This window comes from Leucobacter tardus (assembly GCF_017583045.1).
GTDB lineage: Bacteria > Actinomycetota > Actinomycetes > Actinomycetales > Microbacteriaceae > Leucobacter > Leucobacter tardus.
The window spans coordinates 40,792-56,381 of the sequence record NZ_JAGFBF010000002.1 but is presented as its reverse complement, the minus strand read 5'-3'; the positions used below and the strand labels follow the sequence as shown (position 1 = coordinate 56,381).

At 69.1% G+C, this 15,590-nt stretch carries 14 protein-coding genes; 2 read left to right on the top strand and 12 right to left on the bottom strand.

Translation table 11 applies throughout. The features are described from left to right. Positions 1-18 precede the first annotated feature (18 nt). The 3 genes from J4H85_RS04880 to J4H85_RS04870 form a co-directional block, all read right to left on the bottom strand. Positions 19-2,220, bottom strand: coding sequence for a catalase (locus tag J4H85_RS04880; RefSeq protein WP_208237456.1), 2,202 nt, complete (start codon positions 2,218-2,220; stop codon positions 19-21). A 159-nt stretch (positions 2,221-2,379) separates the two neighbouring features. Continuing rightward, positions 2,380-3,036, bottom strand: coding sequence for a VOC family protein (locus J4H85_RS04875; protein WP_208237454.1), 657 nt, complete (start codon positions 3,034-3,036; stop codon positions 2,380-2,382). Between the two features lie 10 nt (positions 3,037-3,046). Then, positions 3,047-4,861: an ABC-F family ATP-binding cassette domain-containing protein gene (locus J4H85_RS04870; protein ID WP_208237452.1), complete on the bottom strand. Its 1,815-nt coding sequence runs from the start codon at positions 4,859-4,861 to the stop codon at positions 3,047-3,049. 100 nt (positions 4,862-4,961) lie between these two features. Here J4H85_RS04870 and J4H85_RS04865 point away from each other — a divergent pair, with 100 nt between their 5' ends. After that, positions 4,962-5,384: a Cpe/LpqF family protein gene (locus tag J4H85_RS04865; RefSeq protein WP_208237450.1), complete on the top strand. Its 423-nt coding sequence runs from the start codon at positions 4,962-4,964 to the stop codon at positions 5,382-5,384. A gap of 6 nt (positions 5,385-5,390) precedes the next feature. On the opposite strand, the gene J4H85_RS04860 is transcribed toward J4H85_RS04865, so the two are convergent. From J4H85_RS04860 to J4H85_RS04840, 5 genes are read right to left on the bottom strand one after another with little or no spacing between them, the layout of a single operon-like run. Then, complete coding sequence (locus J4H85_RS04860) at positions 5,391-6,326, bottom strand: 4-(cytidine 5'-diphospho)-2-C-methyl-D-erythritol kinase (RefSeq protein ID WP_208237449.1); 936 nt, start codon at positions 6,324-6,326, stop codon at positions 5,391-5,393. A gap of 10 nt (positions 6,327-6,336) precedes the next feature. Then, positions 6,337-7,257: a 16S rRNA (adenine(1518)-N(6)/adenine(1519)-N(6))-dimethyltransferase RsmA gene (gene rsmA, locus J4H85_RS04855; protein ID WP_208237448.1), complete on the bottom strand. Its 921-nt coding sequence runs from the start codon at positions 7,255-7,257 to the stop codon at positions 6,337-6,339. Further along, positions 7,254-8,165: a TatD family hydrolase gene (locus J4H85_RS04850; RefSeq protein WP_307863425.1), complete on the bottom strand. Its 912-nt coding sequence runs from the start codon at positions 8,163-8,165 to the stop codon at positions 7,254-7,256. Before J4H85_RS04850 ends, rsmA begins: the two co-directional genes overlap by 4 nt. Beyond that, a complete protein-coding gene (gene metG, locus J4H85_RS04845; RefSeq protein WP_208237447.1) occupies positions 8,162-9,754 on the bottom strand; it encodes a methionine--tRNA ligase in 1,593 nt (530 codons plus the stop codon). The genes J4H85_RS04850 and metG overlap by 4 nt, the downstream gene beginning before the upstream one ends. Positions 9,755-9,798: 44 nt before the next feature. Then, a complete protein-coding gene (locus tag J4H85_RS04840) occupies positions 9,799-10,272 on the bottom strand; it encodes an OsmC family protein (protein WP_208237446.1) in 474 nt (157 codons plus the stop codon). 56 nt (positions 10,273-10,328) lie between these two features. On the opposite strand from J4H85_RS04840, the gene J4H85_RS04835 reads away from it, so the two are divergent. After that, on the top strand, positions 10,329-11,669 hold the full coding sequence (locus J4H85_RS04835; RefSeq protein ID WP_208237445.1) for an aminotransferase class III-fold pyridoxal phosphate-dependent enzyme: 1,341 nt from the start codon (positions 10,329-10,331) through the stop codon (positions 11,667-11,669). Between the two features lie 62 nt (positions 11,670-11,731). On the opposite strand, the gene J4H85_RS04830 is transcribed toward J4H85_RS04835, so the two are convergent. The 4 genes from J4H85_RS04830 to J4H85_RS04815 all read right to left on the bottom strand — a co-directional run bounded on the left by J4H85_RS04830 (position 11,732) and on the right by J4H85_RS04815 (position 15,590). Continuing rightward, on the bottom strand, positions 11,732-13,378 hold the full coding sequence (locus tag J4H85_RS04830) for a formate--tetrahydrofolate ligase (RefSeq protein WP_208237443.1): 1,647 nt from the start codon (positions 13,376-13,378) through the stop codon (positions 11,732-11,734). Positions 13,379-13,428: 50 nt separating this feature from the next. After that, entirely contained in the window at positions 13,429-14,352 is a 924-nt protein-coding gene (locus J4H85_RS04825; RefSeq protein WP_208237442.1) for a PP2C family protein-serine/threonine phosphatase, read from the bottom strand. A 42-nt stretch (positions 14,353-14,394) separates the two neighbouring features. Further along, entirely contained in the window at positions 14,395-15,249 is an 855-nt protein-coding gene (locus tag J4H85_RS04820; RefSeq protein ID WP_208237441.1) for a YaaA family protein, read from the bottom strand. Between the two features lie 77 nt (positions 15,250-15,326). Next, on the bottom strand, positions 15,327-15,590 hold the full coding sequence (locus J4H85_RS04815) for a F0F1 ATP synthase subunit epsilon (protein ID WP_208237440.1): 264 nt from the start codon (positions 15,588-15,590) through the stop codon (positions 15,327-15,329).

Genomic DNA, 15,590 nt, shown 5'->3' with positions numbered 1-15,590 from the left:
CGCGTCGTCTCGCCCGCGTCAGGCGAAGCGCTCCCACACCCGGTGCTGCCCGAGCAGACCGACGAGATCGTCGAGGTGATCGAGCGGGGCACCCACGAGCACACCGGGCGCATTCCGATCGATTCCCGCCGCCTCGGGGATCGGCGTCTGCTCCGTGAACAGCACCGCCTTCGCGTGCCGGAACGCCTCGGCCGCCAAGAGCACGAGCCGCGGATCGACCGGCCCGCGGCCGACGGGATCCCCCGCCTTGGCGTCGCGATCCGGGACCGCGTCCGCGGCGGGCGCACCCTGCACCGTCGCGAACACGATCGCGTCGAACTCCACGGAGCGCGCCGTCAGGTAGGTGCGTTGGATCGGGGTCCCATCGTCGAGGGTCCCGGCGGTCGGTGCGATGATGAGCGGCACCATACCCGCGTCGTCGATGCGCTCGGCGAGATCGGCGACCGTCGCCGCGTCGCTGTCCGCGTCCACGGCGATGCCGATGATGCGTCCGTCCACGGGCCATGTGCCGCCGATCTGCGACAGCGCCGGGCTCGGCTCGGAGTCGCGCGGCGGCTGCTCCGGATCCGGAGCCGTCATGCCGAGCCCCGTCGCCACCGCGGCGCACAGGTCGGCGTCGATATTCGCGAGTCGCTGCAACTGCCGCTCGCGGATCGCAGGCTCGAAGCACTTGCCGAGCTCGAACGTGTACGCCTGGATCACGTGATCCTGCTCGGCGGGCATGAGACTGCGGAAGAACTGCGTCACCTGCGAGTAGTGATCCTCGAACGATGCCGGGGACTCGCGCAGCTTCACCGCCTCCTGCACCGCTTCCGGGAAGTCGATCAGTGCCGCCTGGCCGTCGCCGGCGTGGAAGGGGCACCCGCCGTCGAGCGAGTTCGGCCGGTACGGGGCGACGCCGGTGTGCACCGCCGACTGGTGGAAGCCGTCGCGCAGCATGTCGTTGACGGGCGCGTGCGGCCGGTTGATCGGGATCTGCGAGAAGTTCGGCCCCCCGAGACGCGTGATCTGCGTGTCGATGTACGAGAACAGACGCGCCTGCAGCAGCGGATCGTTGGTGACCTCGATGCCGGGCACCAGGTGGCCGGGGTGGAACGCGACCTGCTCGGTCTCGGCGAAGTAGTTCTTCGGGTTGGCGTTCAGCGTGAGCATGCCGATGGGCTTCACAGGGGCGAGCTCCTCGGGCACGATCTTCGTCGGGTCGAGCAGGTCGATGCCCGCGAACACCTCCTCGTCGGTGTCGGGGAACACCTGGACGCCGAGCTCCCACTGCGGGTACGCGCCGGCCTCGATCGCATCGGCCAGGTCGCGTCGGTGGAAGTCGGGGTCGGCGCCGTTGATCAGCTGGGCCTCCTCCCACAGCACCGAGTGCACGCCGAGCTTCGGCTTCCAGTGGAACTTCACGAGGGAGCTCTGCCCCTCGGCATTCACCAGCCGGAACGTGTGGACCCCGAACCCTTCCATGGTGCGGTACGAGCGCGGGATGGCGCGGTCGGACATCTGCCACATCACGTGCGCCTGGGCTTCCGTGTGCAGGGAGACGAAGTCCCAGAACGTGTCGTGCGCGCTCTGCGCCTGCGGGATCTCGCGATCCGGATGAGGCTTCGCGGCGTGCACGATGTCCGGGAACTTGATGCCGTCCTGGATGAAGAACACGGGAATGTTGTTTCCGACCAGGTCGAACGTTCCCTCGTCGGTGTACATCTTGGTGGCGAATCCGCGGGTGTCGCGCACGGCATCCGCGGACCCGCGCGAGCCGACCACGGTCGAGAACCGGGTGAACACCGGCACGGTCGTCTTCTCGGCGAGAAACTTCGCGCAGGTGAGGTTCGCCGCGTTGCCGTAGGACTCGAAGACGCCGTGCGCCGCAGCACCGCGCGCGTGCACAACGCGTTCGGGAATGCGCTCGTGGTCGAAGTGGGTGATCTTCTCGCGGAGGTGGTGGTCCTGCAGCAGCGTCGGTCCGCGCGGCCCCGCCTTCAGCGAGTGGTCGGTGTCGCGGATGCGGGCACCCTGCGACGTCGTGAGGAAGGATCCGCGCTGCGCACGGACGTCCTGGTCAGCTCCGGACCGTTCACCGGTCGCACTGACGGTCTCAGGACCCTGCTGATCGTCCTTCGGGGGCAGCGGCTCGCGCGCTTCGGTGGGCTCTGCAACGGGCGGGGGCGTGGGAGCCGGGGCTCCAGGAATGTGTGGTGACACGGTGCATGCTCCTGACATCGGTGTGCGGGGTGCGCTTCCGCCGTGCGCAACGCTCTCACTGCGTACTCCTGTTGCGCGGCGCGAAGTGGGAGCCACGCTAACAACGCCGTGTCGCCACTGATACCGGGTTGCATTCCACCGTCCGGCCTGCCATCGCGCGAGTGCTCGCTCGAACGCTCAGAGGATCGCGGTGCCGCCGTCCGCCCGCACGAGTTCGAGCCTGAATCCCGAGTCGCTCCCGTCCACGACCTCTGCGGCTCCGACACCGAGACCGAGTGCGCCGAGCGCCGCGCTGAGCTCGCGGCGACGGGTCGCATCGCTCTCGACCCACGTGAACGACCGCAGTTCGAGGAGCGGCATATCTCCGAGCCCCGGGTGCGGGGTGCCGCCCCAGTCGATAACGAAGGGGATCTCGCGCCGCGGACCGCGCACACCGGCGAGGCGCCATTCCAGGAGCTCACCATTCGGTGTGTGCCGCGACAGGTCGGCGACCTCGCCGAGATCGACGCCGCGCTCGCGCGCCTCCGCCACGGTCGCCTCGATGTCGGCCGGGTGCACCGCGTACGTCTGCACGGTCGGCCCGCTGAGCCGGTCGATGCCGAACATCGACGGCAGGCCCGGATCGCCGCGATCGGGGTCCGGCCCGATGAGCTCGAGGTACTGCGGTCCGCGGGCACCGTCGATCGTGAGCGCGATGAGCGCGTTCGCGGTCCCCGTCGGATGCGCACCGCCGGGGGCGGCGGTCACGCCCGTCCGGTCGGCGAACCAGGCGACGAGGGCGTCCAGATCGGGGCCGGCGATGACGATGTGGTCGAGCTGCTGCGGAACGGTCATACAGCGGACGCTACTCCACCAGCTCGGAAAGCTCCATCCAGCGCTCCTCGAGCGCGACGACCTCGTCCTCGAGCGCGGTGATCTTGGACATCTCGGCGTTCAGGAGCTGGAAGTCGGTCTGGTCGAGATCGGCGAGCCCGTCTCGCGAGCGCGCGATATCCGACTGCAGCTTCTCCATCTTCCGCTCGATCGACGAGAGCTCCTTCTGCGCGGAGCGCAACTCGGCCCCGGACAGCGCGGGAGTCGCCACGGCCTGCGCCGTCGTCGATGCCCCGTTCCCCGCAGCGGTCGGTGCCGAGGTGCCGTGATCCTGCGCCGCCCGCAGCCGCAGGTACTCGTCCACGCCCCCGGGCAGGTGCCGCAGATGACGATCCAGGATCGCGTACTGCTGATCGGTGACGCGTTCGAGGAAGTACCGGTCGTGGCTCACGACGATGAGCGTGCCAGGCCACGAGTCGAGCAGATCCTCCATCGCCGCGAGCATGTCGGTGTCGAGGTCGTTGGTCGGCTCGTCGAGGATCAGCACGTTCGGCTGATCGAGCAGGATCAGGAGCAGCTGGAGGCGTCGCTTCTGCCCTCCGGAGAGGTCTTTCACCGGGGTCGACAGCTGCGCGCTCGAGAACCCCATCCGCTCGAGCAGCTGCGAGGGAGTGAGTTCTTGCGCTTTGGATCCCGACCCCACGGAGAAACTCGTGCGCAGACGACCGATGACGACGCGGACGGGCTCGTGGAGGTGCTCCTCGAGCTCGTCGAGCCGTTGAGTGAGGGTCGCGACCTTGACCGTCTTGCCGCGCTTCACGCGACCACTCGTGGGCTCGACGGTGCCGGCGATGAGCCCCAGCAGCGTGGACTTGCCCGCGCCGTTCACGCCGAGGATGCCCGTGCGCTCTCCTGGAGCGAGCAGCCACTCGACGTCTTCGAGCACCGATCGGTCCCCGTACGCGACACCGGCGTCGAGCAGGTTCACGACCTCCTTGCCGAGCCGCTGCACCGCCATCGACTGCAGCGAGACCGAGTCGCGCACGGCCGGTACATCGGCGATGAGCTCGTTCGCGGCGTCGATGCGGAACTTCGGTTTCGAGGTGCGGGCCGGCGCTCCGCGACGCAACCACGCCAGCTCCTTCCGGGCGAGGTTCTGCCGCTTCTGCTCGATCGTGGCGGCCTGACGGTCGCGCTCGACGCGCTGCAGAATGTACGCGGCGTACCCGCCCTCGAACGGCTCGACGATGCGGTCGTGCACCTCCCAGGTGGCGTTGCACACCTCATCCAGGAACCAACGGTCGTGCGTGACGACGAGGAGCGCCCCCTGGCTCGCTGCCCAGCGCCGCTTGAGGTGCTCGGCGAGCCAGGAGATCGCCTCGACATCGAGGTGGTTCGTCGGCTCGTCGAGTGCCAGGATGTCCCAGTCGCCGACGAGCAACCGTGCGAGGGCGACGCGGCGGCGCTGTCCGCCCGAGAGCGCGTCGACGCGGGCGTCCCACGGCAGGTCGGCGATGAGCCCCTCGATGACGTCTCGCGCGCGCGGGTCGCTCGCCCACTCGTGCTCGGCGGCATCACCGACGACCGCGTTGCCGACGGTCTCATCGGTCACGAAGACGTCGGCCTGATCGAGCACGCCGATCGTCGTGCCGCCGCGCATGGTCACGCGTCCGCCATCGGGATCCCGGCGTCCGGCCAGCATCATGAGCAGACTGGATTTGCCGTCGCCGTTGCGCCCCACGATGCCGATGCGATCGCCCGCGGCGACGCCGATCGTCACGGAGTCGAATACGACTTTGGTCGGTACTTCGAGGTGCAGGGCCTCGGCCCCCAGCAAATGCGCCATAAGGCCTCCAGCCTACCGGCTGGGCTTCGCGGGAACCCGTGCGCGGTCGATAGGCTCGAAGGACGCGTTCACCGACCGCCGCACAGGATTGGACTCGCCTATGAAAGCTCGTCGCACGCTCGCCATCGCGGGGGCCTGCGCCGCGGTGCTCATCAGCGTCGGATGCAGCTCGATGATCCCCGACGAGACCCCCGAAGCGGTACCGGTGCCCGACACGGTGGTCGGCGACCGCACCCAGTGGGTCGTCGACATCTTGAACGACGACGCCGAGACCACCGAGGAGGAGTGGGAAGCGGCGTTGCACCCGGCATTCCTCGAGGAAGTGCCCGCGTCCGAGTTCGTCGGCATCGTCACCGAGAACGTGCGGCCCGCACGCCCCTACACCGTCACCGACTACGCAGCGGGTGAGACGCAGTCGGTGATCCGGCTCGAGAGCTCGAGCACCGATCCGGTCGACATGCAGCTCTCGATCGACGCCGGCGGACAGATCACCGGCCTCTATTTCCTGGCCCCCGAGGACTGAGCGGTCTCAGCTCTCGATCACGCGCGCGCCGGGCACCGGGCCCGTCGCGGTGAGCGAGCGCACCCCGGAGCGCGTCAGCACGCGCTGCAGTTCGGCCGCCGATCGGTTGTCCTGCGCCAGGAACGCCACGGTCGGTCCGGAACCCGAGACGATCCCGGCGAGAGCACCGCGCTGCTCTCCGAGCTCCATGACCTCGAGCAGGTTCGGGGCGAGCTTCACCGCGGCGGCCTGCAGATCGTTGTGCATGGCGTTCGCGAGCGATTCGGGGTCGCCGATCCGCACCGCCTGCAGCACGGCCGTGTCGACCTTCACCGGTTCGGGCGGCGGGGCGAGCTCGGCGGGGTGCTCGTCGCGGTGCCGGTCGAGTGCCGAGTACACGGTCGGCGTGCTGAGACCGCCGTCAGGCAATGCGAGCACCCAGTGGAACGTGCCCTTCGCCAAAGCGTGACTGAGCTCGTCGCCGCGTCCGGTGCCGACCGCGGTGCCGCCCTCGAGAGCGAAGGGCACGTCCGCACCGAGCCGAGCCGCGAGCGGCAGCAGTCCGGTCCGGCCGAGTCCGGTCCCCCACAGTTCGTCGCACGCGAGCAGGGTGGCCGCGGCGTCGGCCGAGCCGCCTCCCATGCCTCCGGCGATCGGCACGCGCTTCACGATCGAGAGGGCGACACCGCCGGAGTACCCCGTCTCCTGCATGAGCAGCGCGGCCGCGCGCATCGCGAGATTGGAGTCGTCGGTGGCCAGCGCACTGGTGTCGATGGGCCCCGAGAACCGCACGCTGCGCCCCTCGGCGTGCGTCGCCGTCACCTCTTCGTACAGCGAGACCGCCTGGTAGAGCGAGGCGACGCTGTGGTACCCGTCGTGCTGCAGTGCGCCGACGCGGAAGAAGACGTTGATCTTGCCCGGCGCGCGCACCGTGACCGATCGGCCTGACTGCCTCGACTCCATGCCACTCACGCTACCGCAGTCCGCCCTGATCGGTGACGGGTGGCGCTTCTGTGACGGCGGCGAGTGCGGCTCGGGCGACGGCGAGGTATTCGTCGATGGCGAGCTGCTCGGCGCGAGCGGTCGGATCGACGCCCGCGGCCGCGCACAGCTCGACCACGCGTTGCGCCGGACCGAGCACGGACTGCAGGGCCTGTCGCAGCATCTTGCGTCGCTGCGCGAACGCGGCGTTCACGAGGGCGAAGGTCTGGGCCCGCTCGACGTCGGTGCCGCGCGGGGCGTCGCGGCGCGTGAAGGAGACGAGTACCGAGTCCACGCCTGGCACCGGCCAGAAGATGCGCCGACTGACGGTGCCGGCGATTCGCCACTCGCCGTACCACGCGGCCTTGGCGCTCGGCGAACCGTACTCCTTCGAGCCGGGCCCCGCCGCGACGCGGTAGCCGACCTCGGCCTGGACCATCACGAGCCCGCTGCGCAGGGACGGGATGAGTTCGAGGAGGTGCATGAGGATCGGCACCGACACGTTGTACGGCAGGTTCGCCACGAGCACTTCGGGTCGCTCGAGCTGAGCGTCGAGGTGCTCGGCGGCGAGTTCGAGGGCATCGGAGTGGACGACGCGGAGAGAGCCGACTTCGGGTCCGCCATCGACGAGCTCGGGTTGCATCGCCTCTGCGGTGCGAGGCAGTTCGGCGGCGAGCCGCCCATCGATCTCGATGGCGGTCACGTGGGCTCCGGCTTCGGTGAGCCCCAGTGTGAGGGACCCGAGGCCCGGCCCGATCTCGATGACGCGGTCGCCGCGCTCGACACCGGCGGCGCGCACGATCTTGCGCACGGTGTTCGGATCGATGACGAAGTTCTGCCCGAGCTTCTTCGTCGGCGTCACGTCGAGTCGCGCGGCGAGCTCCCGCACCTCGGCCGGTCCGAGCAGGTTCACCCCTCGGGCTCCATGCCGAGCAACCACGGCCCGTAGACGTGCTCGGTGTTCCTCGCGAGTCGCGCGCACACCTCGTCCAGCGGCTGCTCGAGCACCTGGGCGATACGGCGCACGGTGTGCGGCATGAGGTACGGGGCGTTCGGACGGCCGCGGAACGGTTCGGGCGTGAGGAACGGGGCGTCGGTCTCGACGAGCACCCGGTCGGGCGAGGTGATGGCGAGCGCCTCCCGCAGGGCGGGTGCGTTCTTGAACGTCACCGTCCCGGCGAACGAGAGATACCACCCGCGGTCCGCGCAGATCCGCGCGAGTCCGACGTCTCCGGAGAAGCAGTGGAAGACGGTGCGCTCGGGGGCGCCGACGCGCAGCAGCGTGGCGACCACGTCGTCGTGGGCATCACGATCGTGGATCTGCAGCGCCAGACCATTGGCCTTCGCGATCTCGATGTGCGCCTCGAAGGACTCCATCTGGTCTTCTCGGCCGTCTTCACCGGTGCGGAAGTAGTCGAGTCCGGTCTCGCCGATCGCGCGCACGCGCGGTTCGGCGGCGAGACGCGCGATCTCGGAGAGGTGCTCGCTCAGCAACCCGCGGGCGGCCAGACGCGGTGCTTCGTTGGGGTGCAGAGCGACCGCGGCGAGCACTCGCGAGTCGGCGGCGGCGAGCTGCGCGCCCCACCGACTGGTCTCGAGGTCGGTGCCGACCTGGACGACGCCGTGCACCCCGACCGCGGTGGCGCGGTCGAGGGATTCCGCAGGGTCGAGCACGTCGACGCCGTCTTCGAATTCGAGGTGGGTGTGATTGTCGTAGAGCGGCACCGGCAGCGGTTCGGGCATCGGCGGGCGACTCGGATCACCGCGCTCACCATCGCGCGACCGCTTGCGCAGCCCTCCGGCGGGGGCGTCCTGCGTCACGAGCCGACGCTCTCGCTGTCGATGCGCGGGAAGAGCACTGCGAGCGGCTGCTGCTCGGTTCCGGAGACCAGACGGCCCCAGGTACCGGACTCGCGCAGGGGCTGCTGATCGAGCGCTCCGAGCGTTGCCTCCGCACCGAGTGCCGCCCAGAGCTTCGCCGTGGCTTCCGGAATCACGGGAGACAGCAGTTCGGCGAGCGCACGCAGCCCCTCGGTCACGGTGTAGAGCACCGTGCCGAGGCGATCCCGCTGCTCAGGATCCTTCGCCAGTACCCAGGGCTGCTGCTCGGTGATGTACCCGTTCAGCGCGTCGACCAGTTCCCAGATCGCCGCGATGGCCTCGTGGATCGCGAGCGCCTCGATACGCTCGTCGGCGCGCTCGGCGACCGTGGCCACGAGATCGCGGATCGCCGACTCCGCCTCGGTGTCCGCGATCGAGGACTCCTCGGGCACGCGGCCGTCGAAGTACTTCGCGTTCATCGCGAGGAGACGGCTGGCGAGATTGCCGAAACCGTTCGCGAGCTCCGCCTGGTACCGAGCCGCGAGATCTTCCCAGCTGAAGGAGCCGTCCTGGCCGAACGACACCGCGCGCATGAAGTAGTAGCGGAACGCATCCGACCCGAAGGTGTCCGTGATCTCGTTGGGAGCGATCCCGGTGAGTTTCGACTTCGACATCTTCTCGCCGCCGACGAGCAGCCAGCCGTGCGCGAAGACCTGGTGCGGCACCTCGACGCCCGCGGCCATGAGCATCGCCGGCCAGATGACGGCGTGGAAGCGCAGGATGTCCTTGCCCACGATGTGCGTCGCCGGCCAGCGCCGCGCGAACTGCTCGGTGTCGGTGCCGTAGCCGATCGCCGTCGCGTAGTTGAGCAGCGCATCGAACCACACGTACGTGACGTGCGCATCGTCCCACGGGATCGGAATGCCCCAGTCGAACGAGGTGCGCGAGATCGAGAGATCATCGAGCCCCTGCTGCACGAACGCGATGACCTCGTTCCGGGCACTCGCCGGTTGAATGAAGTCGGGGCGCTCCTCGTAGAGCTTCAGCAGACGCTCGGCGAACGCGCTCATCTTGAAGAAGTAGTTCTTCTCCTGGAGCAGCTCGAGCGGCTTCGAGTGGATCGCGCACACCTTCTGCCCCTCGAATGCGCCCTCGCCGTCGACGATCTCGCTCTTCGGCTTGAACTCTTCGCAGCCGACGCAGTAGAGGGCCTCGAACTCGCCTGCATAGATGTGCCCGGCGTCGTACAGATCTTGCAAGAAGTTGGCGACGCCGCGCTCGTGCCGTTCATCGGTCGTCCGGATGAAGTCGTCGTTCGAGATGTCGATGAGGTCGAGCAGCGGCTTCCACTCCGACTCGACCAACCGGTCGGCCCACTCCTTCGGATGCGCGCCGTTCGCGGTCGCCGTGCGGAGAATCTTCTGCCCGTGCTCGTCGGTGCCCGTCAGAAACCAGGTGTCGTCGCCCGCCTGGCGGTGCCACCTGGCCAGCACGTCTGCGGCGACCTCCGTGTACGCGTGCCCGATGTGCGGGGCGTCGTTGACGTAGAAGATCGGAGTCGTGATGAAGAACGAGGAGCGCTGGGGCATGGGTGCCATTCTATCGCCAGCCGACGCGCCGCTCCGCACGCGGGTCACTCCCCCGCGACGCTGATCTCGGGTTCGTGGCGCACCGGGAAGTTCACGGAGTTCGCGATGAAGCAGTGCTCGCTGGCTTCGGCGTGCGCCGCGCGCGCCGCCTCCACCATTCCCGGCTCGGCGACGGTGACCCTGGGGCGCAGCACGACCTCGCTGAACGCGCCACCCAGTCCCGCGACCCGCAGCACGCCCACGGCGTCATCGACGTACGCCGTCACCACGACGCCCGCGCGGACCGCCATGTGCAGATACGAGAGCATATGGCACTCGGCCAGTGCGGCGACGAGCAGCTCCTCCGGGTTCCAACGGTCGCGGTCGCCGTGGAACACCCGCGCCGCCGACCCGTCGAGCTCGGCCTTGTGGGGTGCACGGATCACGAGCTGCCGACCGTAATCGCGGTACCCGCTCGTGCCGCTCCCCCGGTTGCCGCGCCATTCGACGCCGACCTCGAACTCGTGTGTGTCGCGCATGCGCCCACGCTACCCGGTCCTGTCCCACCATGCCGAGCCGCAGTAGACTCGACTGCATGAGTGCAGAGACCCCCATCACCCAGGAACGTCGCGTCGTCACCGAGATCCCGGGGCCGAAGTCCCGAGAACTGCACGCGCGACGTACGGCGGTCGTGCCGCCCGGTGTGCACTCGGTTCTCCCGGTCTACATCGACCGCGCGCACGACTCCGTGCTCGTCGATGTCGACGGCAATCAGATCGTCGATGTCTGCGGCGGGATCGGCGTGACCACCATCGGGCACACCGACGACGCCGTCGTCGCGGCGGCCGAGGCCCAGCTCCACAAGGTGACGCACACGCTGTTCACGATGACCCCGTACGAGCCCTATGTGCGCGTCGCCGAATACCTCGCCCAGCACGTTCCCGGCTCCACCCCCGAGCAGCCCTACAAGACGCTGCTCATGAACTCGGGCGCCGAGGCTGTCGAGAACGGCGTCAAGATTGCCCGCAAATACACCGGTCGCCCCGGAGTCGCCGTGCTGGATCACGCCTACCACGGCCGGACGATGCTGACGTCGAGCATGAACTACAAGGCGGCGCCGTACGCGCTCGGCTACGGCCCTCGCGCCGGCGACATCACGAAGGCGCCGAACTCGTACCCGCTGCGTGACGGACTCTCCGGCCCCGAAGCCGCCCAGCGCACCATCGCCTACCTCGAGAAGGTCGCGGGCGCCGAGGATCTCGCCTGTCTCGTGGTGGAGCCCGTGCAGGGCGAGGGCGGCTTCATCGTTCCCGCAGACGGCTTCCTGCCCGCCATCGCCGATTGGTGCCGCGAGAACGGCATCGTCTTCATCGCCGACGAGGTTCAGGCCGGTATGGCGCGTACCGGCACCGTCTTCTCCATCGAGCAGTTCGGTGTCGAGCCCGACATCGTGCTCTCGGCGAAGGGCATCGCCGGTGGCCTGCCGCTCGCCGGCATCACGGGCCGCGCCGAGATCATGGACAAGTCGCAGCCAGGCGGCCTCGGCGGCACCTTCGGCGGCAACCCTGTCTCGTGCGCCGCTGCGGTCGCGGTCTTCGAGCAGATCGAGAGCCAGAGCCTGCTCGCTGAGGCGCAGCGCATCGAGCGGGCGTTCAAACCGGCCCTCGAGGGCCTGCAGGCCAAGTACGACCGCATCGTCGATGTGCGCGGCAAGGGGGCCATGCTCGCGATCGAGTTCGCCGATCCCGAGACCCTCGAGCACGACGCGGCGCTCGTCTCGCGCGTGATCGCGCGAGCGGCGCAGGAGGGTGTGCTGCTGCTGAGCGCGGGAGCGTTCGGCAACGTGATCCGGTTCCTGCCGTCGCTCAAGATGAGCGACGCGCTGATCGCCGATGTGGTGAGCGTCATCGACGCCGCGATCGCCGCAGAGATCTAGGCCGGAGCGCTCGCAGCGCGAGTGAGGGAGGGATGCCGCGAGCATCCCTCCCTCACTCGGTTCTAGAGCCCGACGATCTCGCCGTCGACGAGGTCGATGCGCTCGGCACGAGGATGTTTCGACAGCCCCGGCATGGTCGAGATCGCTCCACTCAGGGCGTAGACGTAGCCGGCACCTGCGGCGAGCCGCACCTCGCGCACCGGCAGACGCCACGGCTGTTCGGGGTCGATCGCGCGATCGTGCGGGATCGACAGATGGGTCTTCGCGATGACGACCGGCAGGTCGCCGTACCCGAGTTCGGTGTAGCGCTCGAGCGCCTGACGTGCCGCGGGCGTGAAATCGATCCCCTCGGCACCGTAGACGTTGCGCGCGACGTGCTCCATCTTCTCGGTGAGCGGCTGATCGGCGGCGTAGTCGCGGTGCACGACGCCGGGGGTGTCGTTCCCCTCGACCGCCGCGACCACGGCGCGGGCGAGCAACGCCGCACCTGGACCCCCGTCGACCACGTGCGTCGAGATCTCGCACGCCACTCCGGCTTCCGCCGCATACTCGGCGATGGCGCGGTGCTCGGACTCGTGATCCTCGGGGAACGCGTTGATGGCGACGACGACCGGAACACCCCACTGCCGGAGCGTACGCAGGTGATGACCGAGGTTCGCGCACCCCTCGCGCACGGCGTCGGGGTTCTCGGCGAGCAGCTCATCCGGCAGCTCCCGGCCGGGAACGATGCGATATCTGCCGGTGTGCGCTTTGAGCGCACGCACCGTGGCGACGACGACGGCGGCGGACGGCGCATACCCGGACTGTCGCGACTTCACGTTCACCATGCGCTCGGCGCCGAGGTCGGCACCGAACCCCGACTCGGTGACCACGATGTCGCCGAGTCGAGAGGCCGCGACATCGGCGACGACCGAAGAGTTGCCGGTCGCGATGTTGCCGAACGGGCCGGCATGGATGAGCACCGGATTCCCCGCGCTCGTCTGCATGAGATTCGGCATGAGCGCATCGCGCATCAGCACCGCCATGGCCCCGCCGGCGTGGAGATGGTCCGCCGTGATCGGGTCCCCCGACCGGTTCGACCCGACCACGATGCGGCCGAGCCGCGCGCGGAGATCGTCGTAGCCCGAGGCGAGGGCGAGAACCGCCATCACCTCGGACGCTGCGGTGATGTCGAACGACGTCTGCCGCGGCACGCCATCGGGACGACCGCCCAGACCGACGACGATGTCGCGCAGCACCCGATCGTTCACGTCCAGCACCCGCGGCCACAGGATCGACTGCGGGTCGATGTCGAGTTCATTGCCGTGGTGCAGGTGATTGTCGATCATCGCGGCGAGCAGGTTATGCGCCGCGGCGACGGCGTGGAAGTCGCCGGTGAGGTGCAGGTTCTGGATCTCCGTCGGGAGCACCTGACTCTTGCCCGCACCCGCGGCGCCGCCCTTGATCCCGAACGTCGGGCCGAGACTGGGCTGCCTGAGCGTGAGGATCGGACGCCTGCCGATCTCGGCGAGGCCCTGCGTCAGGCCGATGGCGGTGGTCGTCTTCCCCTCCCCCAGCGGGGTGGGGTTGATGGCCGTCACCATCACGAGCGGCGCGTCGCCCGGCTCGGATTCCAGGGGAACCTTCGCGACGAACCTGCCGTATGGCAGGAGCTCGGAGGTGTCGATACCGGCGTCTTCGGCGATCTCGAATATAGGCTGTGCCGTCATGTGGTCAGCGTAGCCGCGGCGAGACGACCGGGGGAAGAGCGATCGTCGAATTACTCCGGCCGGCCTGGGGCGCCCCGGTCGCCGACCGCGCTCACGGGTTCCGGGATCTCGAAGCCGCCGCTCTGCTGCTCGGCGATCTCGTCGAGGTCTTCCCCGTCGAGCAGTGCGCCGGTGTCGCGCACATCGCCGACGGCGTGCACATCGATCACGATGACGGTGATGTTGTCACGACCGGCGTTGTCCTTCGCGTGCTGCACGAGCGCGTTCGCGGCGTCCTCGGCGGCCGGCATCGTCGCGAGGAAGTGCTGGATCCCGACGTCCGTGAGCTCTTTCGTGAGCCCGTCTGAGCAGATCAGGATCCGCTGCCCCGGGATCAATGCGAGTGCCGTGTAATCCGGGATCGGTTCTTCGTTGAACCCCACGGCGCGCGTGATCACATTCGCGTGGGGATGCACCTCGGCCTCGGCCTCGGTGATGGCCCCCGTGTCGATGAGGTGCTGCACGACCGAGTGGTCGAGGGTGATCTGGCTGAGCGCGCCTTTGAAGTACTGGTAGACCCGGGAATCGCCGATGTTGAACACGTTCCACGCGGGTTCCCCGTCGCACGACCCGCCGCCGAACGCGACACCCGTCACGGTGGTGCCGGCACCGAGCTCCGTCTCACCGGCGTCGAGCTCGATGTCGTCGACGGCGTCGCCGAGCGCGTCGACGATCTGCTCACGGCTCGCATCGCGGTCGCCGCCGAGTTCGGCGAGACGACGCACCACCGCGGCCGACGCGATCTCACCGGCGGAGTGTCCGCCCATGCCATCGGCCACCGCGAAGATCGGCGGCGTCGCCACGTAACTGTCCTGGTTCACCTCGCGCCGCACCCCGACATCGGTGACCGCGTGCCAGGACAGCTCGAGCTCGATGTCGGAGCTCTGCGAGTAGCGCACGCGACGCCGCACGGCGTTTCCTCCGCGCTCGGTCATCTGGCTCCTCGGTTCTGCACTCGTGTATCCTACCGTGCCGTCTCAGGCGGTGCCGACGCGAGACGTCGTCGTGGACGACGACGCGGATCCGCCCGCCTGCGTCGGCGCCCCCAGATCGGTCACGAGGGTGATCTCGCCGCCGCGACCGGAGCCGGTGTCGGCATCGGTGTCGGCGGCAACCGAGACGCTGAGGTCCAGTCCGTGCGCCGCGCCCCAGGACATCAGGTCGTCGGCGGAGGACAGCTCGGCACCGGTTTCCGCAAGGCGACGCACGAGGTCACCCTTCGCCGCCTTGTTGAAGTGGTTGAGCGCCCGGGTGGTGCCGTCTGCCGCACGCTGCACGACCTGCAGTCGGAACGCGTTCGGTCCATCGACCGGTGCGAGCGCCTGGTAATCGCCGGATCGGAGATCCAGTACGAATCCGTAGGCGTCCCAGTCGATGTCGGCGTGCGTGCGCTGCCACACGCGCTTCAGCGGCGCACCGAGTTCGGGCAGCCGCGATCCGCCCGAGAGCCGGTAGGCCGGGATCGGATCTCCGGCCCTGACCAGGCCGAACAGGGCGGACTGGACCGCCACGTGCGCGTCGATCCACGCGCGCGCCGGAGCGGCGAGCCTGTCGATGCCGAGCGCATCGTAGAGCACGCCCGTATACCGCTCGATCGCGGGCATCGCGCCGGAGCGCGACAGACGCAGATTATGCGCGATCTCGCCACGGTTCTTCGCACCGAGCTTCAACGCTTTCGCCGCCGCGTCGGTGTCGCGGCTGAGCTCCTCGAGCGCCGCACGCACCTGCGCGCGCGTCTCACCCAGAGCACGGTGATGCCACAGATCACTCGCACGGAAGGCCCGGTCGCCACCCGGACGCTTGGTCTCGGACGGGGGAAGCAGGATCAGCACGGCGGCTCCTCGAAACACGGACGGACCGGTCGCCCCTCCCTCGGGAAGTGCGACCGGTCCGTGGCGATGGCGCGGGATTACGAGACGAGCTCGGCGTTCCCCGCGACGATGGTGACGGTGTTGTGGTCGACGGAGAAGAACCCGCCTTCGGCATCGACCTTGACCTTCTCTCCGCCGGTGGTCGTCACGCGCACCTCGCCGGAGGCGAGGAGCGAGAGCATGGGCTCGTGACCGGCGAGGATGCCGATCTCGCCCTCGACCGTCTTGGCGACCACCTGGGTCGCTTCACCGGTCCAGACCTCGCGGTCTGCGGAGACGACGTGAACCGAAAGAGCAGCCAT

What these genes read in the sequence shown, in the direction of transcription:
- J4H85_RS04880 (WP_208237456.1), bottom strand. Translation starts at nt 2,220, where the DNA reads ATGTCAGGAGCATGCACCGTGTCACCACACATTCCTGGAGCCCCGGCT.
- J4H85_RS04875 (WP_208237454.1), bottom strand. Translation starts at nt 3,036, where the DNA reads ATGACCGTTCCGCAGCAGCTCGACCACATCGTCATCGCCGGCCCCGAT.
- J4H85_RS04870 (WP_208237452.1), bottom strand. Translation starts at nt 4,861, where the DNA reads ATGGCGCATTTGCTGGGGGCCGAGGCCCTGCACCTCGAAGTACCGACC.
- J4H85_RS04865 (WP_208237450.1), top strand. Translation starts at nt 4,962, where the DNA reads ATGAAAGCTCGTCGCACGCTCGCCATCGCGGGGGCCTGCGCCGCGGTG.
- J4H85_RS04860 (WP_208237449.1), bottom strand. Translation starts at nt 6,326, where the DNA reads ATGGAGTCGAGGCAGTCAGGCCGATCGGTCACGGTGCGCGCGCCGGGC.
- metG (WP_208237447.1), bottom strand. Translation starts at nt 9,754, where the DNA reads ATGCCCCAGCGCTCCTCGTTCTTCATCACGACTCCGATCTTCTACGTC.
- J4H85_RS04840 (WP_208237446.1), bottom strand. Translation starts at nt 10,272, where the DNA reads ATGCGCGACACACACGAGTTCGAGGTCGGCGTCGAATGGCGCGGCAAC.
- J4H85_RS04835 (WP_208237445.1), top strand. Translation starts at nt 10,329, where the DNA reads ATGAGTGCAGAGACCCCCATCACCCAGGAACGTCGCGTCGTCACCGAG.
- J4H85_RS04830 (WP_208237443.1), bottom strand. Translation starts at nt 13,378, where the DNA reads ATGACGGCACAGCCTATATTCGAGATCGCCGAAGACGCCGGTATCGAC.
- J4H85_RS04825 (WP_208237442.1), bottom strand. Translation starts at nt 14,352, where the DNA reads ATGACCGAGCGCGGAGGAAACGCCGTGCGGCGTCGCGTGCGCTACTCG.
- J4H85_RS04815 (WP_208237440.1), bottom strand. Translation starts at nt 15,590, where the DNA reads ATGGCTGCTCTTTCGGTTCACGTCGTCTCCGCAGACCGCGAGGTCTGG.